Origin of the sequence: Methanosarcina sp. KYL-1 (genome assembly GCF_024372725.1) — an archaeon.
Classification (GTDB): domain Archaea; phylum Halobacteriota; class Methanosarcinia; order Methanosarcinales; family Methanosarcinaceae; genus Methanosarcina.
The window spans coordinates 42,651-65,478 of the sequence record NZ_VOUA01000020.1 but is presented as its reverse complement, the minus strand read 5'-3'; the positions used below and the strand labels follow the sequence as shown (position 1 = coordinate 65,478).

22 protein-coding genes and 1 pseudogene are annotated in these 22,828 nt (G+C 46.9%); 9 read left to right on the top strand and 14 right to left on the bottom strand.

Annotated features, from left to right (window positions below; all coding sequences use genetic code 11):
• Positions 1-151: 151 nt before the first annotated feature.
• A complete protein-coding gene (locus FTO70_RS13050) occupies positions 152-898 on the bottom strand; it encodes a hypothetical protein (protein WP_255336190.1) in 747 nt (248 codons plus the stop codon).
• 285 nt (positions 899-1,183) lie between these two features.
• Between FTO70_RS13050 and FTO70_RS13045 the strand changes: the two genes are divergently transcribed.
• Both FTO70_RS13045 and FTO70_RS13040 read left to right on the top strand, forming a co-directional pair.
• The gene (locus FTO70_RS13045; protein ID WP_255336189.1) at positions 1,184-1,366 is read left to right on the top strand and encodes a hypothetical protein; all 183 of its coding nucleotides are present in this window, start codon (positions 1,184-1,186) and stop codon (positions 1,364-1,366) included.
• Positions 1,327-1,854: a class I SAM-dependent methyltransferase gene (locus tag FTO70_RS13040; protein WP_255336188.1), complete on the top strand. Its 528-nt coding sequence runs from the start codon at positions 1,327-1,329 to the stop codon at positions 1,852-1,854. The genes FTO70_RS13045 and FTO70_RS13040 overlap by 40 nt, the downstream gene beginning before the upstream one ends.
• A gap of 546 nt (positions 1,855-2,400) precedes the next feature.
• Here the strand turns inward: FTO70_RS13040 and FTO70_RS13035 are convergent.
• The 3 genes from FTO70_RS13035 to FTO70_RS13025 are packed head-to-tail and all read right to left on the bottom strand — an operon-like array spanning position 2,401 to position 3,745.
• The gene (locus FTO70_RS13035) at positions 2,401-2,628 is read right to left on the bottom strand and encodes a hypothetical protein (RefSeq protein ID WP_255336187.1); all 228 of its coding nucleotides are present in this window, start codon (positions 2,626-2,628) and stop codon (positions 2,401-2,403) included.
• A 10-nt stretch (positions 2,629-2,638) separates the two neighbouring features.
• Positions 2,639-3,175 carry a hypothetical protein gene (locus FTO70_RS13030; RefSeq protein WP_255336186.1) on the bottom strand — a complete coding sequence of 179 codons (537 nt, stop codon included), beginning with the start codon at positions 3,173-3,175 and terminating at the stop codon, positions 2,639-2,641.
• 42 nt (positions 3,176-3,217) lie between these two features.
• Positions 3,218-3,745, bottom strand: a complete 528-nt coding sequence (locus FTO70_RS13025; protein WP_255336185.1) for a hypothetical protein — start codon at positions 3,743-3,745, stop codon at positions 3,218-3,220.
• A 378-nt stretch (positions 3,746-4,123) separates the two neighbouring features.
• Here FTO70_RS13025 and FTO70_RS13020 point away from each other — a divergent pair, with 378 nt between their 5' ends.
• From FTO70_RS13020 to aroA, 5 genes are all read left to right on the top strand, one after another.
• The gene (locus tag FTO70_RS13020) at positions 4,124-4,690 is read left to right on the top strand and encodes a dihydrofolate reductase family protein (RefSeq protein WP_255336184.1); all 567 of its coding nucleotides are present in this window, start codon (positions 4,124-4,126) and stop codon (positions 4,688-4,690) included.
• 81 nt (positions 4,691-4,771) lie between these two features.
• Complete coding sequence (locus FTO70_RS13015; RefSeq protein WP_255336183.1) at positions 4,772-5,683, top strand: restriction endonuclease; 912 nt, start codon at positions 4,772-4,774, stop codon at positions 5,681-5,683.
• 474 nt (positions 5,684-6,157) lie between these two features.
• Positions 6,158-7,024 (top strand): zinc metalloprotease HtpX, encoded by an 867-nt coding sequence (gene htpX / locus FTO70_RS13010; RefSeq protein WP_255336182.1) that lies wholly within the window; start codon positions 6,158-6,160, stop codon positions 7,022-7,024.
• Between the two features lie 559 nt (positions 7,025-7,583).
• Entirely contained in the window at positions 7,584-8,237 is a 654-nt protein-coding gene (locus FTO70_RS13005; protein ID WP_255336181.1) for a thymidylate synthase, read from the top strand.
• A gap of 61 nt (positions 8,238-8,298) precedes the next feature.
• Positions 8,299-9,591 carry a 3-phosphoshikimate 1-carboxyvinyltransferase gene (gene aroA, locus FTO70_RS13000; RefSeq protein WP_255336180.1) on the top strand — a complete coding sequence of 431 codons (1,293 nt, stop codon included), beginning with the start codon at positions 8,299-8,301 and terminating at the stop codon, positions 9,589-9,591.
• A gap of 115 nt (positions 9,592-9,706) precedes the next feature.
• On the opposite strand, the gene FTO70_RS12995 is transcribed toward aroA, so the two are convergent.
• The 5 genes and pseudogenes from FTO70_RS12995 to FTO70_RS12975 form a co-directional block, all read right to left on the bottom strand.
• Positions 9,707-10,621 carry a hypothetical protein gene (locus FTO70_RS12995; RefSeq protein ID WP_255336179.1) on the bottom strand — a complete coding sequence of 305 codons (915 nt, stop codon included), beginning with the start codon at positions 10,619-10,621 and terminating at the stop codon, positions 9,707-9,709.
• 345 nt (positions 10,622-10,966) lie between these two features.
• The gene (locus FTO70_RS12990) at positions 10,967-11,422 is read right to left on the bottom strand and encodes a type IV pilin N-terminal domain-containing protein (protein ID WP_255336178.1); all 456 of its coding nucleotides are present in this window, start codon (positions 11,420-11,422) and stop codon (positions 10,967-10,969) included.
• 173 nt (positions 11,423-11,595) lie between these two features.
• Complete coding sequence (locus FTO70_RS12985; RefSeq protein WP_255336177.1) at positions 11,596-12,543, bottom strand: type IV pilin N-terminal domain-containing protein; 948 nt, start codon at positions 12,541-12,543, stop codon at positions 11,596-11,598.
• A 99-nt stretch (positions 12,544-12,642) separates the two neighbouring features.
• Positions 12,643-13,617, bottom strand: a complete 975-nt coding sequence (locus tag FTO70_RS12980) for a type IV pilin N-terminal domain-containing protein (RefSeq protein ID WP_255336176.1) — start codon at positions 13,615-13,617, stop codon at positions 12,643-12,645.
• Between the two features lie 314 nt (positions 13,618-13,931).
• Positions 13,932-14,186 (bottom strand): annotated as a pseudogene (locus FTO70_RS12975) (methyl-coenzyme M reductase subunit alpha); the annotation flags it as partial.
• A 66-nt stretch (positions 14,187-14,252) separates the two neighbouring features.
• On the opposite strand from FTO70_RS12975, the gene FTO70_RS12970 reads away from it, so the two are divergent.
• Positions 14,253-15,233: a 50S ribosomal protein L11 methyltransferase gene (locus FTO70_RS12970; protein ID WP_255336175.1), complete on the top strand. Its 981-nt coding sequence runs from the start codon at positions 14,253-14,255 to the stop codon at positions 15,231-15,233.
• A 624-nt stretch (positions 15,234-15,857) separates the two neighbouring features.
• On the opposite strand, the gene mcrA is transcribed toward FTO70_RS12970, so the two are convergent.
• Genes mcrA through mcrB form a run of 5 tightly spaced genes read right to left on the bottom strand, consistent with a single transcriptional unit; the run spans position 15,858 to position 20,790 of the window.
• Positions 15,858-17,570 carry a coenzyme-B sulfoethylthiotransferase subunit alpha gene (gene mcrA, locus FTO70_RS12965; protein WP_255336174.1) on the bottom strand — a complete coding sequence of 571 codons (1,713 nt, stop codon included), beginning with the start codon at positions 17,568-17,570 and terminating at the stop codon, positions 15,858-15,860.
• A gap of 10 nt (positions 17,571-17,580) precedes the next feature.
• The gene (gene mcrG / locus FTO70_RS12960) at positions 17,581-18,327 is read right to left on the bottom strand and encodes a coenzyme-B sulfoethylthiotransferase subunit gamma (RefSeq protein WP_255336173.1); all 747 of its coding nucleotides are present in this window, start codon (positions 18,325-18,327) and stop codon (positions 17,581-17,583) included.
• Between the two features lies 1 nt (position 18,328).
• Entirely contained in the window at positions 18,329-18,949 is a 621-nt protein-coding gene (mcrC, locus tag FTO70_RS12955) for a methyl-coenzyme M reductase I operon protein C (RefSeq protein ID WP_255336172.1), read from the bottom strand.
• Between the two features lie 6 nt (positions 18,950-18,955).
• Positions 18,956-19,459: a methyl-coenzyme M reductase operon protein D gene (gene mcrD, locus FTO70_RS12950; RefSeq protein ID WP_255336171.1), complete on the bottom strand. Its 504-nt coding sequence runs from the start codon at positions 19,457-19,459 to the stop codon at positions 18,956-18,958.
• A gap of 26 nt (positions 19,460-19,485) precedes the next feature.
• A complete protein-coding gene (mcrB, locus tag FTO70_RS12945; RefSeq protein WP_255336170.1) occupies positions 19,486-20,790 on the bottom strand; it encodes a coenzyme-B sulfoethylthiotransferase subunit beta in 1,305 nt (434 codons plus the stop codon).
• Positions 20,791-21,219: 429 nt separating this feature from the next.
• Between mcrB and mmp10 the strand changes: the two genes are divergently transcribed.
• Positions 21,220-22,455 (top strand): methyl coenzyme M reductase-arginine methyltransferase Mmp10, encoded by a 1,236-nt coding sequence (gene mmp10, locus FTO70_RS12940; RefSeq protein ID WP_255336169.1) that lies wholly within the window; start codon positions 21,220-21,222, stop codon positions 22,453-22,455.
• Positions 22,456-22,828: the final 373 nt, after the last annotated feature.

Below are 22,828 nucleotides of genomic sequence, written 5' to 3'. Positions count from 1 at the left end.
TCTTTCTCTGGCATATTATTTTATGTAGATGGTTACTATACATATGTTAATAAAGTTGCGTTGTTGGAGTTGACGGGCTGTATCCCGCCTTTGAAAAAGCGGGGATTAGCCCTTAATGCTCCTAAAATCCTTTCCATACATCCCAACCTGCTCAAATGTGCTGCTTTTCAACCCCGATCTTCTCATGCCCGCAGTGCCTGCATCGGTAATACCTTGTAGTAAAAACCCCCACCATGAGACAGCGCCGGACTTCTTTTACGTCCGGCCTTTTGAATTCCTCATAGGCAGCTTTTTTTCCGCAGCTTTTGCAAATTGCTTTATTCAGGAAAGAAGAGGAACTCTCATCCCCTTTCCTGGCAACGATTCCCTCATCCCCGGACCTTGCCTCTTCACAGCCGCAGTGCCTGCATTTCCAGTAGCGTGTAACATTAATGCTGTAACTGTAAGGGGTGCTTAGCTCCCTTATCTCAGGTTTTTCGAACTCCACACAGGCAAAGGGTTTCCAGCACCCCCTGCACCGGGCATCCCTGTGATAGTCTGCAACCCTGGAAAGCTGCCCTCCGAGCAGGATCCCAAGCGCCCCGAATGCTGCCCCTGAAAAGATAACGAAAGTATCCCCCAGGGGAGGAAAACCAGAAGAAGAAAGATAACCGACCAGAAGAAAAGAAAACAACACCGGAACCGGAGGAAAAAGGTAAGAAAAGAATTCTCCGAAAGCCGCAATTCTCTTTTCCCCGAAAGTTTTGACCAGAGAAGGAGCCAGATCCTGTAAAAAAAAGTCGCCTTTGAATTCCCCGGTGTATGTAATTACATGCGTATTGGAAGCAGGATAATACACAACATTTGAAGCAGCACCCACCACTGCACCTGAAGCATTGTTCATCGGAAGCTCAGACAAGTTTCCTCTTCTGGCTTTCGAATGCCCGGAAGCCGGATATACGGAGATCTCTGCCAGGCTAACTACACCCCCTTTCGTCCACTAAAGATTCCTGATTAGATCCCTGTTAAAAGGGTCCCCGATTAAATTCCCCTTAAAAGGATTCCTGATTAAAAGATATGTGTTATCATCTTAATGCATGTTTCTACAAAATATCTGAGAAACACAAAAGGGTCCCGGAAGATCCCATTATGGACCTCAAAAAAACCAGAAAAAACCCCATATTTCGGGCAAAATATAAGGCAGGTGAATTTCAAAAATAGGTTTGGAGAGAAAAGCGTAGAGGAAAGCGTAGAGGAAAGCGTAGAGGAAAGCGTAGAGGAAAGCGTAGAGAAAAACTGCATCCGGAAAGATGCCCTTAAAACACAGACCCTGCAGGAGGAAACTTCATGGACGAACCGATGTCTGACTTTCACTTCCATGCCATGACTCTTATGTTCAGGTTCCGGGACTTTTTCTCCCCACGAAGGAAAGTCATGGAAGAGACAGGAATAAAGCCCGGCTTTTTGGTCCTGGACTACGGCTGCGGCCCGGGCTCTTATATCCCCACGGCTTCCGAAATGGTCGGTCCCTCAGGAAAAGTCTACGCCCTGGACATCCACCCTCATGCAATTGAAATGGTCCGGAACCTGGCCTCCATAAAAAACCTGACAAACGTTGAGACCATCCTCTCCGACTGTGCCACAGGGCTTCCCCCGGCAAGCCTGGACGCAGTCCTTTTCTACGACACCTTCCATGCCCTTAGCGAGCCGGAAAAAATCCTGAAAGAACTGCGCCACGTCCTGAAACCCGGAGGCATCCTCTCTTTTAGCGACCACCACATGAGAGAGGAGGAAATCATGGAAGGGATTACAAAGGGCGGGTTTTTCAGGCTGAAAGAGAAGGGGAAAAAGACTTACACCTTTGAGAAAAAATAAAAAATGAGGAAATTGAACGAAAAATGGACACAAAAATTGGTAATGGGGGGATTGGATAATTATTTTGTAAATCATCCAATCCATTTCTGTTTTGTTTCTGTTATGTTTCTGTTATTCTGGTGTTGGTGGCGCATTTTCTACGGCGTCTTTTTCATTTTCGCTTCGGATTCCGGAATTGATGGCGAATTTAATCCTTACTTATTTGAAGGTTTTTTGGAGGTTAGTTAGGGGTTGACTTTTTGGAGGTTAGTCAATCCATATGTTGGTTTGTTGGAGGTTAGTCAATCCATATGTTGGTTTGTTGGAGGTTGGTTATATGCTGGTTTTTCTGGAGGCTAATAAAAACCGAGTTCTATTTGCGAACCCGATGAGCTTTTTTTTCCGTTTTTTGTGTCCTTTTTCCTGTTCGTTTTTATTTCCTTTTTTGGAGGAATCACTCAGGATCGGGTTTTTGTTGTCCGGAAAATCCCGAGGCTTTCCATAATTTTCATTTCCGCGGGGGTGACAAAAGTGCCGTTGCTCAACAAAAACCCATGCAAAACGGGTTTAGGAGAAGTTCTTTTCACTGTTTTGTTCATCTTCTGGATCTCCTTGTTTTAGTTTTGCAATTCCTTTTTTTTGTGTTAGTGATACGGAAATATACTTCCTATTTATTATATAAATAGCTTTCGCCAACGAATAACCATCCAAAAATCCATCATTACTAGAAGAAGGAATTCTGAAAGAAGGAATTCTGAAAGAAGGAATCTCCCTGATTAAAATACGAAGCCACAAAGAAATACGATTAACTGGCTTTGCTGCCAGTACCTCCTTTTTCCTCAAACTCCGCTCTCAGCTCAGCGGGGACCCTGTTAAAAGGGCACCCAAAATAAATACAGCGCCCACATTCATATCGCCATACTGTCAGCAGGAAAAGCGCAATTGAAACAAAGTAAGCGCCCAGCAGGAACGGTTCTTTCAAGAGCCAGGGAAGCGGAAATAAAATCACGATGATGAAACCCAGGATAGTAATCGCAAGATCAAATGTACTCGGGGGACACGGCCTCGGCTTGAAATATTTAGGACATCCCCAGTTCATCATACACCTCACACATTTTCCGGCCCTGGCGTAGTAAGGACAGTGAGTACAGAAAAAACGCTGTTCAAGGACATAGAAGTGGAAAAAAACCAGGGAAATGTAGACAAGCAGCCACCCTGTTGAACGCATGCTGATTGCGAGAGCTGCCGGGAACAGCAGGACCAGGGTTATGAAGTTCCAGTAGAGGAAATCCTTAAATTCGTGTTCTGTTTTTAGGGGGATATGTGAACCGGGGGATGACATGAAAGTATTCTCCAGAAAAAACTACTTTAAAAGCCTTCTTTCTTAAAAACCCTCTTTTCCCTCAAACTCCGTTCTCACTTCAACGGGCACCCTGTTCATGGGGCACTCGAAATTAATGCAGCGTATGCACTCATACCGCCTTGCAGTCAAAAAGAAAAGCGCCCAGGCAACGATATAAGCCACCAGGAGCAGGGGGTCCCTGAACAGCCAGTAAACCGGAAAGAGAAACATAGGAAGGGCTCCCAGGGCAGTCACCGCCTTTTCAAACGGGCTGTGGGGCCCCGGCCGCTCCTTGAAGATCTTGGGCACTCCATGAAGCATCATGCACTTTACGCAGCCCTTGCTCCGGATGTAGTAAAGGCAATGGGTACAGGCGAAACGGAATTCTATGACCAGGAAAAAGAGAAGGGCTATGCAGATATAAACTGCCACCCATCTGAGCGAATCCCTGGCAATTGCAATTGAGCCGATAAGGAAAGGGATGAGGTTAAAGAAGTTCCAGTAGAGCCGGTCTTTTGTGGAGTGCTCCACTTTAAGAGGGATTGCTTGCAGAGGGTTTGAAGAGGACATATAGGAATTTTTGGGAAAGGAAGAGGTATAAAGGTTTGGATTTTGGAGAGTTTTCCTGGAAAACGGTCCTGTATGGGAGACAAATTTAGGGGATATTTGGTCTTGTATAGAAGACCATTTTTGCCATATTCCGGCCCTGTACAGGAGACCACTATGAGAAAATCCAGTATTTTGCGGAAGCCCAGCTTAATCAGGTAAAAGGCAGGCGAAGGACCAGATAAAGAACTTCACCCAGGCTGCGGGAATACCGCATCTAAACCTGTCTTTTCCCGCTCGTTTACGAGCGGCCTGAGCCATACAACACCCGAAATGAAACAGGAAATAAAAAACGAAATCAACATAAAAGTAAATAATATCACTAAAATGGGGAAAGGGACAATGAAAGAAAACACTCCCAGAATCAAGCTCTACGTCGCCTGCAGCCTCGACGGTTTCATCGCCCGAAAAGACGGAAGCATAGACTGGCTCCCCGACGCAGGGGAAAGCTCCGGCTCCGAAACTGACTACGGCTATTCCGAATTCTACGCCTCGATAGGCACGGTTCTCATGGGCAGGAAGACCTACGAGCAGGTCCTGGGCTTCGGGTTCCCCTGGCCCTACGGGGATAAAAAGACATACGTTTTCACAAGGCAAACCGGAGAAGGGGGACCCTCCATCCGGCACGAAAAAAATGTTGAGTTCGTTTCCGGGGATATCGGGGAGTTCGTGCGCAAGCTCAAGGAAAATACTGAGGAAGATATCTGGCTCGTCGGTGGGTCGCAGATTATCAGGGTATTTCTTGAGCAGGGCCTGTTGCAGGATTTGATTATTTTCGTGGTTCCGGTTATTCTGGGAGGCGGGATTCCACTGTTTGAGCGGATTGGGAAGGAGATAGGGTTGAGGCTGGTGGGGACGAAGAGGTATGAGGGTGGGGTGGTGAGGGTGGAGTATGAGGTTGTGGGGTAACATAACAAAAAAATAATAAACCATAAAAAGAAAGACATTCAAAATTTTAAATATGACGAATGTAATCTTCTGAGTGGTTTGATGGGAATTCCAGATTATCAATCCGTTATGCTCCCCCTGCTAAAATATGCAGGAGACGGCAAAGAGCACCGAGTTCGCGATGCAATAGAACAGCTCGCCGAAGAATTCAGGTTAAGTGAAGAAGAGAAAAAGGAACTGCTGCCAAGCGGCCAGCAGGCTATCTTTAAGAACAGAGTAGGGTGGGCTCGCACTTACCTAAAAAAAGCCGGACTGCTGGACTCCGGAAAGAAAGGATATTTTTCCATTACTCAGAAAGGATTGAAAGCCCTTAAAGAAAATCCCGCTTCAATTGATGTTAACTTTTTGAAACGGTATGGCGAATTTAACGAGTTTTACAACAAGGGAAAACAACCAGAAATTGTGGAGTCTGATAGCGGAAAAATTGATCAATTGGATCCTGAAGAAGCCCTCGAACTCGCATATCAGAAACTTCACAATGAACTCGTTTCCGAAATACTTACAACGGTGAAGAAATGCTCCCCGGCTTTCTTTGAATCCCTTGTAATCGATATCCTGACAAAAATGGGCTACGGAGGTTCAAGAGCCGACGCCGGAAAAGCTGTCGGGAAAAGTCATGACGGTGGAATTGATGGTATAATAAAAGAAGACCGCCTGGGCCTTGATGTCATTTACATCCAAGCAAAACGCTGGGAGGGGACAGTCACAAGACCCGAAATACAGAAATTTGCAGGGGCTTTGATCGGAAATAAGGCAAAAAAAGGCGTTTTCATAACCACATCCGGCTTTTCAAAAGAAGCGGTTGATTATGCTACTTTTACCGGGAATATTGTGTTGATTGATGGAGAGATGCTTTCCCGGCTGATGGTTGAGTATGATGTAGGAGTGTCGAAGGTTAAATCGTATGAGGTTAAAAAAATGGATATGGATTATTTTGAAGATGTAGTAATTTGAGATTTTGAGTTTTTAGAAATAACACTCCATACCCCCACAAAATCTCTTTTGATAAATAATATATACTTGAATCCCCATATAATAGTTTGATTTCAAACCAAATTTGTAGAAATAACTCAAAACAACAGATAAACTAAAAAAAATCTGCAGGGCAAATTTTCAGTTGTAAGCCTGAAATCAAGGTTTGAACCGGAAAATGAGACCATATTATTTCTACGAATAAAGAATAAAATCTCCCGTTTCCAAAGCAAATTAACCTATATGTCCTATTAAAAAGGCATTTAGGGACAAATATTCAAAGAAAACAACCCATCTGGGACAATAAATCGGAATCGGGATAAAAAATATATATCTGTAGCAAGAACATATACACTTGATTCTATCCGATCAAAATTGAATAAATAAATTCACAGAGTAAGAATCAAAAGACTGAAAACCCGGACGTTAGCCCGGGAGGATGTCGTGTGAGAAGTCATGAAGAATATGTTTAAAACCACAATTCTGCTCGCGTCCCTTACAGGGCTCCTGGTCCTTATCGGGAACTACTTTGGTGGGACGGGCGGGATGATAATCGCATTCTTGTTTGCGGTTATCATGAACTTTGGGAGTTACTGGTACAGCGATACGATCGTGCTGAAAATGTACAGGGCAAGGGAGGTTACCCCGGCGGAGTCTCCGAACCTGCACAGGATCGTGAGCGACCTTGCAATGAAGGGAGGACTTCCGAAACCTAAGGTTTACATCGTTGATTCCGGGATGCCTAATGCGTTTGCAACCGGCAGGAACCCGCAGCATGCAGCTGTGGCGGTTACGACCGGGATTCTCAACCTGCTCTCGAATGAAGAGATCGAAGGGGTGCTGGCCCACGAACTGGCCCACGTCAAAAACCGCGACACCCTTATCAGTGCGGTGGCTGCAACAATTGCCGGTGTCATCACAATGCTGGCTTCCTGGGCCCGCTGGGCTGCAATCTTCGGCGGCTTTGGCGGCAGGGACGACGACAACGGTGCAGGAGGCATCATAGGGTTTATCGTAATGGCTGTGCTTGCCCCGCTGGCTGCAACCCTGATCCAGCTCGCAATCTCCCGTTCAAGGGAATTTGCCGCGGATTACGAAGGTGCAAGGATGTGCAGAAAACCCTGGGCACTTGCAAATGCCCTGGAAAAACTGGAATACGGAAACTCCCACTTCCAGCCGAGCATCAGGGACGTCCAGGCAAAAGAAACCACAGCCCACATGTTTATCGTAAACCCCCTCAGAGGCGGGGCGCTCCAGTCCCTCTTCAGGACCCACCCGGTAACCGACGAGCGGGTCAGGCGCCTCAGGGCAATGACATTCTGAGCCTGAACAAAAGGCCTTTCAGGCCTCAAATTTTTTCCTTTTTTTCCATTTTCCTTTGCTTTTTTCTTTCAATTTTTCCCTTTTGCCCCCCTCAACTTTCATAATTTACTTCATTATATCTATTTTCACTTTACCTGTTGACCTATCATTATGGCCCCATACTTCCTCCTGGGGAACACCTTCCGGTACTTTTTTAAGCTAAGCGTGCTATGTGTTATCAAGGCACACGGAACTTTCCTGAGAAAAAGCACTTATAAAAGAAAATAATAGATAGAAAAGAAAGTAAAAACAAAACGTGGACAAACGATAAACAAACGATAAACAAACGATAAACAAACGATAAACAAACGATAAACAAACGATAAACAAACGATAAACAAATATTATATCCGATTGGCGAATATATGCCATATTGCGAGAAAATCTGAAAAACTGAAAAACAATCCGAAAAGAAACTTAAAAACATCGGATATGAAGGATGTTTTTATAAATAAGCGGATATTATATTACCCGTCGACACCTTCGACACCCTATCCTGAATTTGATCGGGGAATATTAAATGGAAGAAAAGTTTGAGATTGGCAGGATCATCAGGGCAAAGAACATCTCTGATGCATGGTACCGCGGGCTTAACATCATCTGGAACCACGGGCAGGTAATTACGGACGAGCGGGGAAGCCAGATAAGGGAGTTTATGGACTTAATGGTGGTAATCGAAGACCCCTACACAGACCGGATCCCTGCAGACACTGCCTGGAACGAGGAGAGGCTTGAAGAGTACGCAAAGCAGCTGATCTCGGGCGAAAACGTACAGGACTTCGAGTACACCTACGGGCAGCGCCTCAGGGACTGGAACGGGGAAGTGGACCAGATCGAATACGTAATCGAAAAACTGCAGGAAAGCCCGACATCCAGAAGGGCGATTGCCGTTACCTGGATTCCGCCGGTGGACACGAAAGTAAACGAGGTCCCCTGCATGATGCTGGACGACTTCAAGGTCCGGGACGGAAAAGTCCACCTGACCACCCTCTTCAGGAGCCACGACTTCGGGGGAGCATACCCTGCAAACCTCTACGGACTCTCGAAACTCCTGGAATACGTAGCAGGCCGGATCGGGGTCGAACCCGGGATGATCACAACTGTCAGCATCTCGGCCCACGTCTATGACCACGACTGGGACCTGGTTGAAAACATCGTAAAAGGTGTGCGCTGAAGCTGAAAACCCTTATTTTAGATAAAGAGCCGACATAAAAAAACAGGAGTCCTGGTAAAAAATGCGCGTTTCTATTGACAAATCCTCAATCAAAGGAGAGGTCTTTGCCCCTCCGTCCAAAAGCTATACCCACAGGGCCGTCGCCCTTGGGGCCCTCTCAAAAGAATCGGTTATCCACCGCCCCCTGATCTCCGCCGACACCCTGGCCACAATCCGGGCCTGTGAGATGTTCGGGGCAGATATCGAAAGGGACGGGGACACCCTCCGCATCAGGGGCGTGAACGGAAAGCCCGGAGTCCCGGATGACGTAATCGATGCCGCAAACTCAGGTACAACCCTCCGCCTGATGACCGCAATTGCAGCCCTCACGGACGGGATCACTGTGATTACGGGAGACGCCTCCCTCCGGAGTCGGCCTAACGGGCCCCTCCTGGAAGTCCTTAACAAGCTGGGGGTCAAAGCCTGCTCCACCCGGGGAAACGAAAGGGCTCCCATTGTGATCAAAGGCGGGCTTGAAGGAGCCATCGCAAAAATTGACGGCTCTATAAGTTCCCAGTTCATCTCGGCCCTCCTGATCGCCTGCCCTCTCGCAGAATGCAGCACCACCCTCGCCATCGTCGGGGAGATGAAATCAAAGCCCTACGTGGATGTGACCGTTGAGATGCTCGGGCTGGCAGGGGCCGAAATCCACATGGACAACCACAACAACACCAAATTCATCATCCCCGGGAAACAGAAGTACAACCTCAAGGAATACACCGTTCCCGGTGACTTCTCCTCGGCGTCCTACCTGCTCGCAGCTACAGCCCTGACCGAAGGGTCCGAAGTCACCGTCAAAAACCTCTTCCCCTCAAAACAGGGGGACCTTGTGATAATCGAGACCCTGGAGCGTATGGGCGCAGACATCACTTGGAAGAAAGATGCCGGCACCGTTACGCTCAGGGGAGGAAAAACCCTGAAAGCTATCACCTTCGATGCCGGAGCAACCCCGGACCTCGTCCCGACCGTTGCAGTCCTGGCCTCCTTTGCCGAAGGGACCAGCCGGATTGAAAACGCAGAGCATGTCCGCTACAAGGAAACCGACAGGCTCCATGCCCTTGCCACCGAACTTCCAAAGCTGGGAGTCCAGATAAGAGAAGAAAAAGACAGCCTGACCATCACCGGAGGCTCACTCAAAGGCGCAGCCCTCCACGGCTGGCACGACCACAGAATCGTCATGGCCCTGAGCATAGCAGGTATGGTGGTAGGAAACACAACAATCGACACCACGGAATCCATTTCGGTTTCTTACCCTGACTTCTTCAAGGACATGTGCGAGCTCGGTGCGAAAATCGAGAAAGTACAGGAAGAATGAAAAGAGAGAATGAAAAACGAAGAATGAAAAGTAAAAAGCTGCATTTTTCTAAATGCAGCAGCCTTTTTTATTAAAAATTATAAAAAGAGTTATTCATCAAGCAGGGTTATTCATTTTACAATGCTTCGACCTCTATTGAGCTTTTGTAAATTTTCACAATCAGATCCTCATCTGCCGGAGTAAGGGAAAAGACAACCGCAGAGCTGTTTAAGGTGATGTTGTAATCTGCTGGATCAATGTTCTCATTTTTGGTTGTACTGTTGAAGTATGTTCCCCAGGCCTCAGGGTATTCAGTAAAAATCGTAAGGGACACTGAAGTGAGATAAAAACTCCCTGTAAGGAGGTCGCTATCACAAAGAGTCGTCCGCGACCTGGAAATCAGCCGTATATCCTCGAGGGCGTTGCTTGAGAGGACCCAGTTGTCCCCTTCCAGGCAGACAGCGTTTATAGAGAGGTTCACAAAGTTGTTGGGCTCTTTCTGGAGGATGATCGCAGGAGAAAGTTTCATAAAAGACTGGCCGTCCTGAACAACAATCAGAGCCCCGTTTTCATAGCAGTATGCCTGATTTATATAACGGGAATTGACAGCCTGATAGGAGATCGTCCCGCAGTCAAGAGGGTTTCCGAAATTAATGTCCTCACTGTGAGAATCATTGTAGGTAATATTTGCAAACAGCCTGCATCCCCCACCATTTAAGGCAAGAGTACCCCCGGATTTCATGCGGTTGACTATGGGAAGGTCTCCCCCGCCCATCCGGAGGGGAGAATTCAGGATAATTCTGCTACTCGGATTGATTTCCAGGCCCGTAGAGATGAGGTCAAAATTACACTTTAACCTGGACATGTCCTCAAAGACCTCGGACATATGGACATACTCTGCATCTTCTTTCCACTGGGGGACGTGGTAGACCTGAATATTTGTAATGAATATAACCAGGATCCCGAGTAAAAGGGCAGCAGCAACAGCTGTTGAGACTCCAGAATCTGACCTGAGAAATGCAGAGGCCGGTTTAATGACTTTCAGGTTCATAACATTCCTTTTCCTGCTTTAACGCTACTCATCAAAGATTATATGCCGGAGATCGATAGGCAAGGTAATCGGGAACAAAATAACCGCGTTCAATTTATCTCAACCCTGGCCCTGAAATCTGATAGAGTGAACCCGGAAAATACTGCCCGGAGAGGTACTTTCCTGGTTGAAGCATCAGTTATTGCCAGTACATTGTGATTTTTTTTCATTTTGTAGAGATATCATTATTAATAGTACATTATAACTTTTTGGGTTGTGTATTGTAAAGGCATCAAGCTACAACGGTTTCCGGCAATTAAGGAAGCGGTAACAGCCATTTGGGCAGGAGATAGTAGCAGCCATAGTTCAGGAAACGGTAACAGCCATCTGCTGGATCACCTGTTTTGAAGGCATGTGGACCAATAATAAATCCACCGGGTCTCCGCTTTCGATAGAGATCCCCCAATCAGCCATTACTCCAATTTCAATTACATCCCCCATCATCCAGCTTTCATTACCTCCCAGTTTTGCAGAAACATTTTCCGGAGAAAGCACCATTTCAGTACCGTCAACGAGGACCACGACTTTCAACTCATCTACAGCAAGGGGTTCTCCTCCCCTGTGCTTCAGATATATGGTATCGGAGGTCTCGTCCAGCCATACCTGTAAATCCGCATGAGGAGCGTCAGCAGGCCTATCAATAGAAAATACAAATACGCTTATCATACTGACAAAAAGAACCACTATTCCCGTCAGGAGGACCTCCCCCACGACCTCCGAAACCCCGTCGCAATTTTTAATGAATTTGCATATTTTATACAAACATTTATACAACAAACATCCCCCCACTTTATCAATTTTATACCCTCAGCCCGGAGGCAAAAAAGAAGCCTTTGAATCCGGCTTCCTCCCCGATCTTTCATACTGGGAGCATCACACCCCCTGTAAAAAATCTTCCGTAAACAGCTTTTTCCTTCACCCCCGAACCCAGATATTCACTCAAAGCTTACGGCGATATAATCGACATTTACTTCTTTATTACTTGCAGCATTTCCGACGGCTACAATCTTGATCTTGAGCCCTTCCAGGTCTTCAGTCGTATTAATACAATCGGACAAATTAGTTACATAAGTCCGGGATGAGGAGGATTCAGGCATAAAAGACTCGTTATACCATTCCCCGGGAGGAGGATACGCATCAAATACACGTAACTGGATATAGAAAAAAGAATCGTCATGGGTTTCATAAACAAGCTTAAGCGTAACATTAGAAACCGGTTCATCAAGCCTGAAGTCATAGTCTGCCATATCTATGTCAAAAAAAAACACTTCACCAGTACCGTTTACACCGGAAGTACCCTTTTTGGGCACCAGATAATGGGTAACGTTCCCATCACCTTCTTTCAGTACTGCCGTAAGGTTTGACGAGCCAGCGGAATCAAGCATTTCCGATGGAGAAACCCATCCACCGGAACCACCTCCATTCACAGGAACTTTCACTTTCCTGACCACCTGCTTTGAATCCATATCCACAAGATAAACGAACACGGAATCTCCTTTACTCAAGGGGACCCCCCATTCATTTTTCGTGTTGATTGCAATGACATCCCCCAGGTCCCAGACGCTCTTGTTAAGGTTCCCGGAAACATCGGCCCCGGAATATACGTAACTGGACTCATCAATTGAAACCATGATTTTCAGGTCTTCAGTATCAAGGATGTCCCCTCCGCAGTGCCTTATGTACAAAGTATCGGTTGGGGCACGCCCCCATTTCTCAACTGCTACATGGGGACAGTCGACAGGCGCATCGAGTGAAAATACCAGCGTTGCAACCATACTGAACGCTATGACCACTACGCCCGTAAGGAGAACCTCTCCCATAACCCCGGAAACAGCCTCCGAATTTTTAATAAACTTCCAAATAAACTTCCATAAACTCCGCAATATAATACCCCCCCAGGCATATTTTCTCCCTTCAACTCTGGAGAACAGAGCAGGCTCAATATTCTCCCTTGATTCTTATTCTCTCGACAACCTTTTTCTTCAACTCAGGTATACAGCCAGATAATCGATGTCTATATCCTTATTTTCCTGAATAAGATGGATGCTGAACTCCAATTCTGAAACACTGCTTATATTGACCGAGACAGTTTTATTGTAAATAAACCAGTTTTTACTCCCACTGTTACCGCCATTAAAGACCGGGATGCTCTCACCCGCAATTGTCAATGTCGCATCAGCAGGTTCACTCTGCAGGCCGTAAATCATTAAGATTGTTGCATTGTGCGGAAGAGACCTGAACCCCTTCAAAGCTTCATCATCAAAGCCAAATGTCAGGTCAAGGGAGTCATATTGCATATCATGGCTGAAGGCGTTTTTAGCAAAGTAATCCGTATTATCCTTTCCTAGAAGAATGTCTTCAGAGCTGTCCCCGGGGACCGAAGGATAAAAGTCAATAGCTATGCCGCAGTCCTGAAGATGCCCGAGGTTCACCTCATCTCTGTCATCACCTTCAACAGTGGTAAAAAAGTACCATCTGTTCAGCTCCAGCAAAGGCTTGCACAGACCTTCCATGGGCATACTTCCCCTCTGGATTAGTTTTTTTGACCCCACGTCAACCAGGAAGACTTCAACACAGTCATCGCTGTCCAGGCGAAGCCCCCACTTATCGTACATGTCAATTGAAAGAACATCCCCGGCCTCCCAGTAACTTTTCCCGAGATATCCGGAAATTTCAGTATCCGATAATACTTTTTTCTGCCCGTCGACACTGACAATAAGCAGCATATTCCTGGTATCGACTGCTTCTCCTCCGCTGTGCTTCAGGTAGAGAATGTCCGAAGCCCCGTCAACCCTCTGCTGAACGTCAACATGGGGAATATACGCAGGAGCACTCCGGGAGAAAACAAATAAAGCCACTGTCGTGAGCGCAGCAAGCAAAATACATGTCATGAGAACCTGAGCCATGACATCTGAAACCGCATGACAATTCTTTAAAAAACTTTGTGAACCCCCCATTTACAAATACCCCTCCCCGCAAATGTTTCAATAAAATCCGTTTCCAGAAGGTGGAAAGTGAATCTAGTTAGCTCTCCAGCCATTATAATTTCTGATTTTTTGAGTAAAGTCACACTCTTTTGTATATAAAATTTTTTACTTTGAGTATTACTTATGTAAGAAGTTATATTTAGAATATACGATTCTTTCAAAGTTAAGCTAACCCAGAAAAAAAACACAAAAGCACGAAAGAAGGCCCGAAGGCCTACTCTGTTTTAATGTACTTAAACTATCGTAGTTATTTTGCCGGGATGATGAGAGATCTCTCACCAGCAGAGACGGCCCCATGCTTCCTTATGCAGGTACATGGAGAGGTACCAGCCGGAGAGACCGGCGTTGGCATTGGCGGTTGCGAGTGAGGTTGCGATGTCCTTTACGACTTCGAGGGTAGCCTTTACCTTGTTGTCTGTGCCGGGGTTTGCAGCACCGTTGTACTTGTCGTTGATGTAGTCAACGTCGTAGTACACGTTGTTGTCGAGGATGTCATCGGTGTATTCAGTGGTTGCATACTGTGTGAATCCGACACCACCGAACCCAAAATTCAAGAATAATAAGAAATGGCATAATTTTTATACAGAATATCCATATTTAAGCATATGGAGATAAGATGTAGGTGTGGAGATACGTGCATAAGGCCTATTTCGGAAGCACTAAAAGACATTGAATTATTCTACGAACCATGCAACGATTGCAAAACAGAAAATATAAGGAAATTCTCTCCTCTGGCAGAACAGATTAACTTAGCTGAAATAGATAACCATTTTGGAAGTTGTAAATGCGGTAAGAGGCAACTTGATATTGTAATGGCTCACGTGCTAAAAGTAATGATCGATGAAGGAATAAAAGATAAAAAAGCTAATTTAAGGAATGCATGTGTTCCTCTTGTGACTCCTGGCTATCCAACTAATTCTGTTCCATATTTACCTAAGGATTCTTTAGTAATATTGTCAAATGAAGTGGATAAAAGATGTGCTGAAACAATTGTGAAGGAAGTTGATGAAGTAAGAGGGGTTTTAAAAGGGGATATAAGAAAAACTGTAGGAATAAAAGATTCTAGCTCTAATCCTCATATATATGAACTTCTTGCCGGATGCGATTTGAGATGTGATATTATACAGACTCCTTACGGGGCTTTAGGAATATACAAATATCAGCATGAAATTCATATAGAGTTTCCAACGGTAGAATCACCCAAAATAGAGATACTTAAAGAAGCTTTGAAAGATCATGATAAGCCTTCTGTTCTTGATTGTACATGCGGCCCCGGGACTTTGGGAATCGCATGCCTTAAAGCCGGCGCGCGAAAAGTTGTTTTTAATGACATATGGAAGCCTGCAATAGAAACTACTTTGATTAATTTGGAAGCTAATGGATTTCCGGTCAAACTTTCAGGCAACGAAGAAGAATTAATAGCATCCGGAGACAAATTTGAAGTTTATAGTATGGATATAAGAGAATTGGCAAATTGTTTGGATGAAAAATTTGATATTTGTATTGTAGATGCATTTCCCGGTGTAGATACGACAGAATTTATGGAAGCTGCAGGCAAATTAGGCAAAATAGTTGTTGTGATTTGAAGAAGAAATATATAAGCTTAGAATGGGGAGGTATATTTTTTGATGCCTCTTATCCAATTTGCATTTCGACCCCCCAAAAAAAGCAACTTAATTTTTTTATTCATACAGGTAAGTGCTCGTTTTTCCGATCTTCGTAATTAATTATTCAATCTTCCATGATATTTCGCTGAAAAACAAATCAACTTTGTTGTATTTTTTACTATTTTGGCCAGGAGTTTTTGGAGAATTGCAGGACTCCACCAAAATTATTTATTTTGTTGAGCTTGCGTCCGTTACAGATTCAATAAGTCCATACAGTTTTCGCAAAAAATCACCTGATTTTTGAGAAGGGGGTCGAAATGTAAAATCTATCGGAATCAGGGGCGTATTAATCACATCCTGAATACGAATACTGGATTAAAGATGCGGTTCTAAAAATACTGCCTGCATTGGTGTTCATTTATGCCTAATTCAACTTCAAAGAAGGCATAATCCTAAATTTATAGTGTACATACAATATTTTTTGGGAGAGGCTCTTAAAAGATAGCGACTTCCGGAAAAACAGTAAAGAAAAGCCAGTATAAAAAAAGGGAAAAAAGCAGGCCCGAAGGCCTACTCTGTTTTAAAGTGTTTAATTTATTGAGTTTATTTTGCCGGGATGATGAGAGATCTCTCACCAGCAGGCACGAATTCCCTGATTGCACCGCGGCCGAATTCTTTCCTGGGGGCGGTGAAGTCGAAGGGCATGAGGTCGTCGGCGAAGCAGACCTTGATGAGCGGGTTGACGGTGAATGCGTCGCCGCGGCCTGCGTGGGCTGCCTGAGCGATACCTGCGTATCCACCCTGGTGACCGACGTTCATGGCGTAGTTGGGGTAGTTGGGACCACGGAGTTCGTCTGGGAGACCTTCGTCGCCCTGGTAGGACAGAACGTTTGTGGCACCACACTGATCCTGCAGGTCGTATCCGAAGAAGCCGAGACGGCCCCATGCTTCCTTGTGGAGGTACATGGAGAGGTACCAGCCGGAGAGACCGGCGTTTGCGTTTGCGGTTGCGAGTGAGGTTGCGACACCGGCTGCTGCTGCGAGCACGGTTGCTCTCTGGGATCCACCGAAGTGGTCTTCAAGGGCAGTCGGGAACTTCTCGTAGGTCTCGATACCGTAGAGTGTGGACTCGGTTGCGATGTCCTTTACGACATCGAGGGTGGCCTTTACCTTGTTGTCTGTGCCGAGGTTTGCAGCACCGTTGTACTTGTCGTTGATGTAGTCAACGTCGTAGTACACGTTGTTGTCGAGGATGTCATCGGTGTATGCAGCGGTTGCATACTGGGTGAACCCGACACCACCGGACATGTAGGACCCGAGCCAGATCTGGTCGTAGAGCATGCAGCCTGCACCGACTACTTCAAGGGCAACCTTTGCGGGGTCCTGGCTTACACGGCTGGTCTGGACGATGTCTGAGAGGTGACCGAAGGAAAGTCCACCGGGCTCGTTGGGTCCACGTGCACGCCTTGCGGGGAGCATTTCACCCATGGAGACGAGGGCTGCGTGCTTTGCAGCGAAGGACAGGTCAGCTACGGCTGCTTCACCGGCGCACATTGCGTATGCGGAGATGAAGGACATACCGATCTGCATGGCTGCCCACCTGGAGGTCTGGGCACCGTCAGTCGTCCTGGAGACGATTGTCGGGATGTGGATTGCCTGCCAGGTTGTCTTGCCCATGGAGGCCTTAATCTGTGCGGCCTGCTCTTCAGAGAACATCTTGTTGATGTTGATGACGAACTGGGAGTCAATTTCGTCTGCGAGGTCGTCGTCACCGGTGAACACCTTGACGTAACAGTCGTCGACAAGGGAGGGGTGGGTTTCGACCATCATTTCCTGAACCACTGCTGCACCGGGCATGGCGTGGTTGAGGGTCTCGAGGTAGTGGTTGATGGTTTCAGGAGTAACTTCCTTACCAAGCCTCTTCTCAAGAGTCTCGTGAGCCATGTCAAGGCCGACGATACAGGTTCTCCTGATGTCATCCCACATCTGCTGCATTGCAGCGTTGTTGACGTAGTGGAGGTCATCGGGGTCTGCAACGATGTCAGTACCGGAAATGACGTAAGGAGTAATTGCACGCTGACCGAGCGGGGCACCCATGTGCATCATGGGGTTGTAGAAAGCAATACCCCTCTTCTCGGCGATTTCCTTACCGGCCTGAATCATTTCTACTTTTCTCGGGCTCTGCTCAGGGCCAAGCCTCAGGAACTTTTCTGTCTTCCCGGAAATGTCGATACCGACCTGCTGGTTTGAACCATACTCGGTTGCGAACTTGACTTCCATGGATTTTTTGAATTTGTTGAAAATGTCTGCTGCCATCTAAATCACCTCATTTCGGCTGGAATCCGTATGAAGTTCTCTGGTCGAAAACTCTGTGTACCCATTCAAGGGTTTCGGCATCGTCTCTGAAGGCCACGTTGTCTACACGGTAGATGGTGGTCCTCTTTGCGGCCTCTTCTTCGGACATGGGCTTGCCGAGGTCTACTTTCCTGTCGAGGGGAATTGCGACCTGGTCCTTGTCCATGATGATGGTGCCGTTTTCGAGTCTTCTCCTGTCGAGCATGTCGAACATGACACCGTCTTCCTGAAGACGGACAGAGTGACCGTGCACGGTTGCACCGCGCATACCGGAGAGTGCGGGGCAGCTCATTTCGGTTTCCATCTGAACCTTTGCGCACTGTTCCATGTCCCTCTCACGGGCCTCGACGATCTGACGACCGGAAAGGGTACCGGGGTCTACGCCTCTGAAGTTGATTGCTGCGAAGTAGGATCTGAAGTACGGGGTAGCCGGAGCGTTGTACATTGAGTCTGCGAACTGGACGTACCTGACCCTGTCTCCTGCTGCTGCACCGGGTGTTGGTGCTACGGCTTCGCGGACAGAGCATGCAGGCTCGCCCATCTCTGCGAGTGGTGGGTGGGTGCTCGGGTAGTCGCTCCCTGGAGCACGGTGTCCGAGAACTGCGGTTAAGTCTTCGTCTGAAATTTCCCTGAGCTTCTCAAGGTTTCCGGACATGTGCTTTCTTCTGTTAGCGCCAACTGATGTTGCGCCTGGATAAAACTGTGGTTCGTATGCCATCTCATGCAACTCCTTTGTGATCTTCTAATTGGTCTAATGTAGTCTTGACGTATTTCACGATTAAATTTAGTTTATCCCTGGGACAGGAGTCACCACGTGTCACTCCGTTTACCATATCCATCACAATTCCCTTGGTACGAATATTTTCATCCCTTGGCATCACTAATCTCGTCTTTATCCCTGCTTCTGCGAAATCCTCAAAATCTACCGGTATCTGGCTGACCACGATTGCCGGGATATCAGCCTGGCTCAGGATTTCCCTGGCCTTCCTTACCACATGGTCCTTGATGTTTCCTAAATGGATGACAGCCAGTTTATGCATTTCAATTTGTGAGACCTCTACAGGGCTCAATACAAATGACCCCGTTCTCAGGCCCGACTCCGGGATTCCTGACCCGGAATAAAGCACAAGTACGCTGACCTGGATGTTCTCCTTCCGCATTCCGTATGTGATCTCGCAGACCGGTTTGGTGATATGCCTCTGGCCGGGACTCATGGCAATGGCCACCACATCGGCACGGCCGGCTTCCGAAAGAGTCCCGCGTTGAGCAAGCCCTCCTCCTTTGCCAAGTCCCATGCCGCATCGGCAGTCAACAACCTGCGTATCCCGATCGATCATCATACCTTTTCACTCATCTTTCTCTTGCTTATCCTGCATCTCAATAAAGACGAGGCTTTCCTTCTTGGCTTTCGGATCTACCATACCAAGTAAGCGGGGGTCTGCATCAGGGCCAAGTTTGGCATAGTCAGTAACTGTAGCCTTCTTCTTAAAGAAATGTCCTTCCCTGAACTCAAAAGGAACAGGAAGCACTTTTTCACAGATTTCCCGGACCTTTTCCTTGACTTCGGCATTTGCAAGCTCCAGCCTGATCCTGCCTACGCTGATTTTCAGATCAATAACCTGATCTCCAATCTGGATAGGCTTCCTTAGGGGGTGCTCTACCTTTTCCCCGGTCCCGGGGCCGGCAGATACCCTTTCGGGCAACCGCGGCCCCTGAATGAGGGCACGGATTACCCCGTCCACCTTGTAAAGCTCAACCATTAACTTCTGAGCCGTTTCAGGGGACAGGATCCTTCTCGGAAAGATTTCGATTTGAAGAGGATTTTCTGTGTTTGAAGCAGAGTCTGACATCGTTAGACCTTTTTGATTCAATTCGTTTAGAGCGCTCCTGCAACTGCCTTAATCGGCTCGCGGAATTCTCCGATCGATCCGAACACGTCTCCGATGAGGCCGGATGTTGATTCGATTGTGAACATCTGGGTACCTGCATCGAGGGATACTGCTGCGCATACGCAGGGGATAGCGAATCCTCTGGAGTGCCTGGTAACGACGTGGTTACCGTTGAAGACACCCGGTCCGCCGCCGCCGTAGATGGAGTGGCTGAAGAAGGAGAAACCGACTGCTACACCCTGTGCCTTACCGTAGTCGCATCCTGGGAGACCTGTTTCCTTCTCGAGGATGTCGTTGAAGTAGAGGAGGGTTGAGGAGACGTTCTGGGCTGCACGGCCTGCACCACAGTTCACGAGGGTGGCTGCGAGGGTACCGGCTGCGGCGTAGGCGTTCCACATGGGGACGTCGTTTGCCTTGTAGAAGTTGTATCCGGAGGGAGCGGTCTTGTCAACGGAAATTACACCGTCTTCAATTGCCCTGCCGACGATGGACTGGATAACGGTTCCAATGGTACCGTTCTTGCCGTTCTCCTTGACGAGGTCGTAAACGACGTTGTTGGCGTTGAGACCCTGGCAGGCAAGACCGAGGAGCTGGTGCCTCTCGAACATACCGACTGCGCCGCCCATCTCGAAGATACCGGCCTGCTCATAGATAGAGGAGAGAGCTGCAGCGTTCATTGCGGAACGGTTGGTGATAGCTGCAACGTGGTTTGCCATGATGTTCCTGAGGGAGAAGCCAAGACCTTCATTGTTCTGGGGGATGCTGAGGATACCTGCAACGTTTCCGCCCATGAGGTCCATTGTCTGCGGGTAGCTTCCCCAGACAGCGCCCTTCACGATGGGTGCATCGTACATGTCGGTTCCGAACATGTCCAGGACAGTCTGGGTGACTGCTGCTGCACCAACGGTGGTTGCGGACATGTAGTCGGCGCCGGCGATCATCCTGGAGGTCGGGACCTGGACAAGCAGGCTCTTTCCGCCCTTGAGGACCTTTACATTGGTGTCGTCGCCTTCGTCAACCTGGACGAGTTCCTTCACCTTTGCTGCAATAGCGTCAACATTACCTACGATGTCGTAGTTAAGTCCGCGGCCTAAGATCTGACGGCCCTTTCCGCCCATCTTACCGCTGGCAAGTGCACCCTGAACACCTGCAAGGTTGACTGCAACGGACCGCTTGGTGTCCATGATGATTTTTTTAATTGCTGCGTTTCTGGTTGGAGCAAGGGACATGATGTCGACGTTGCTCTCCAGGAGTTTTCCTCTGTCGTCGTAGATGTCTACTATGTCAGACACGTTTAATTTCCTCCTTATTTGTTAAAAGTCATTTTTGGGACTGGTCACACTACGCGAGTGCACAAAACACTCTTATTTATAGATCAAGTACCGCGTTGTTTTTAAGTGTCCACTTTCCCAATGAAATCTCATTCGCTTAGAATGTACTTAAATCTTTTGTGTTCTACGCGTAAGGAATTTCGCTTTTTTTTAAAAAAGTATTTATAAATATGAAATCTATTTTTCCTGATTTATATAAAAAAACGGCATCAATGGAATACAGGTATTTTAACAGTTATTATGAAGCAAAGAAATATGGAGTAAAAAGTAGTTAAAATTTTGCTTAAGTAAACCCCGATATACCCTTACTTTTTTTAGTAAGTATTCCGGCATTTTGGGAGCATCATACCAAAAAGATTTAGTAGTATACCCTTGATACGAAAGTTTAATATGGAAGTAGTTGTCGACGTAGGCGGGAATCCTGGAATAGACTGCAGGGGCTACTGTAAATACTGTTATTTTAAAAAAGTTAAGGAAGTTGATCCCCTGGGTTGCAAGTACTGTCTACCCTTCAAAAAAGGATGCGATTATTGCACCCGAAGTGTAAGGGAATCTTATTCGGGCTTCAAGCCCTTTCAGATGGTACTCGAAGAGACCTCAAGAAAACTTTATTTTGTAAGTGAAGAGGTCGAAAAATTCACAATCAGCGGGGGAGGAGACGTTAGCTGCTACCCTGAACTGAAAAATCTGGTAACCTTTTTATCACAGTTTGAGACTCCCATCCATCTTGGTTATACCAGCGGCAAAGGCTTCAGCAGGCCTGATGATGCCCTATTCTATATCGAACACGGGGTAAAGGAAGTAAGTTTTACCGTCTTTGCAACTGACCCTGCTTTGAGAGGCGAGTACATGAAGGATCCCGAACCGGAAGCTTCCCTTCAGGTCCTCAGGGACTTCTGTGCCCACTGTGAGGTCTACGGGGCAATCGTGCTTATTCCCGGCGTAAATGACGGTCCTGTGCTTGAAAAGACTCTCTGTGACCTGGAAGCCATGGGAGCAAAAGGTGCAATCCTCATGCGCTTTGCAAATTTCCGGGAAAACGGACTGATCCTGAACAACTCCCCACTCATACCCGGCATAACCCCCCATACCGTACCCGAATTCATCGAAATAGTCCGCAGTTCGGCAGCAAAACACCCCTCCATACGTATCACCGGGACCCCTCTGGAAGACCCCCTTATAGGTTCGCCTTTCGCAATCAGAAACGTTCCCGAGGCCCTTGCAATGCTTCCCCCTGTAACAAAAGAAGCCACGGTTATTACAGGCCAGGTAGCAGCCCCCAGGCTCAGAGAAATCTTTGAGGCATTGGGAGGCACTGTGAACGTGGTTCCCCTGAAAAAAGATGTAGGATGCCTCGTCACCATTGAAGATTTCGAAACCCTGGACCTCTCGGAAGTGAAGGAAACCGTCTTCATCCCGGGAAGAGCCTTTGTCCACGACCGGGAAGTAAAAGAAGCCCTGATCAGGGATGGAGTGGACAGACTGGTCCGGAGGGGACCGGAAAGCCTTTCCGTTGACGGGGAGATGTCCATAGGCATGACCCGGGAAGAAGTCCTTAAACTGGAAATCGAAAACTTCACCGAACTTATAGGGCAGATCAATTCCCTGGGTTTGCCGGCAAAATAAACCCCCTTTACAGCCAGGGACCCTCCATACCCTCTTTTTTCAGGAATTACCTGCATTTTAACAAAAAGAAGAAGGAAAAAAGTATAGATAATCAAACAGATAGTATATAAATAATGACATAAATATATAAATATTACATAAATGAGTAGAAGACTTTTCCTTCTGTATAGAAAAAACCCAGGGGGAATGGGAAGAAAGGCGGGTTTGAAAAGCCCTTTTTAGTGGAAGAAAGGAAAATATCAGGAAGAGAGTTAAAAAGGCTTATTTATAAATATTTCTTTTTTATTCCGGATTTTAGATTGCCCTGTCCCTTTCAAGGGCATCATGACAAATTTCTTAAACAATTTAGCATTCAAAATTCTTTTCATCAGCG

Excerpts from the sequence above, each read along its gene's own strand:
- aroA (WP_255336180.1), top strand. The coding sequence starts at position 8,299 with ATGCGCGTTTCTATTGACAAATCCTCAATCAAAGGAGAGGTCTTTGCC.
- FTO70_RS12980 (WP_255336176.1), bottom strand. The coding sequence starts at position 13,617 with ATGGGGGGTTCACAAAGTTTTTTAAAGAATTGTCATGCGGTTTCAGAT.
- FTO70_RS12970 (WP_255336175.1), top strand. The coding sequence starts at position 14,253 with ATGGAGATAAGATGTAGGTGTGGAGATACGTGCATAAGGCCTATTTCG.
- FTO70_RS13020 (WP_255336184.1), top strand. The coding sequence starts at position 4,124 with ATGAAAGAAAACACTCCCAGAATCAAGCTCTACGTCGCCTGCAGCCTC.
- FTO70_RS13040 (WP_255336188.1), top strand. The coding sequence starts at position 1,327 with ATGGACGAACCGATGTCTGACTTTCACTTCCATGCCATGACTCTTATG.
- FTO70_RS12995 (WP_255336179.1), bottom strand. The coding sequence starts at position 10,621 with ATGAACCTGAAAGTCATTAAACCGGCCTCTGCATTTCTCAGGTCAGAT.
- htpX (WP_255336182.1), top strand. The coding sequence starts at position 6,158 with ATGAAGAATATGTTTAAAACCACAATTCTGCTCGCGTCCCTTACAGGG.
- mcrD (WP_255336171.1), bottom strand. The coding sequence starts at position 19,459 with ATGTCAGACTCTGCTTCAAACACAGAAAATCCTCTTCAAATCGAAATC.
- FTO70_RS13025 (WP_255336185.1), bottom strand. The coding sequence starts at position 3,745 with ATGTCCTCTTCAAACCCTCTGCAAGCAATCCCTCTTAAAGTGGAGCAC.
- mmp10 (WP_255336169.1), top strand. The coding sequence starts at position 21,220 with ATGGAAGTAGTTGTCGACGTAGGCGGGAATCCTGGAATAGACTGCAGG.
- mcrC (WP_255336172.1), bottom strand. The coding sequence starts at position 18,949 with ATGATGATCGATCGGGATACGCAGGTTGTTGACTGCCGATGCGGCATG.
- mcrA (WP_255336174.1), bottom strand. The coding sequence starts at position 17,570 with ATGGCAGCAGACATTTTCAACAAATTCAAAAAATCCATGGAAGTCAAG.
- FTO70_RS13030 (WP_255336186.1), bottom strand. The coding sequence starts at position 3,175 with ATGTCATCCCCCGGTTCACATATCCCCCTAAAAACAGAACACGAATTT.
- FTO70_RS13015 (WP_255336183.1), top strand. The coding sequence starts at position 4,772 with ATGGGAATTCCAGATTATCAATCCGTTATGCTCCCCCTGCTAAAATAT.
- mcrG (WP_255336173.1), bottom strand. The coding sequence starts at position 18,327 with ATGGCATACGAACCACAGTTTTATCCAGGCGCAACATCAGTTGGCGCT.
- FTO70_RS13005 (WP_255336181.1), top strand. The coding sequence starts at position 7,584 with ATGGAAGAAAAGTTTGAGATTGGCAGGATCATCAGGGCAAAGAACATC.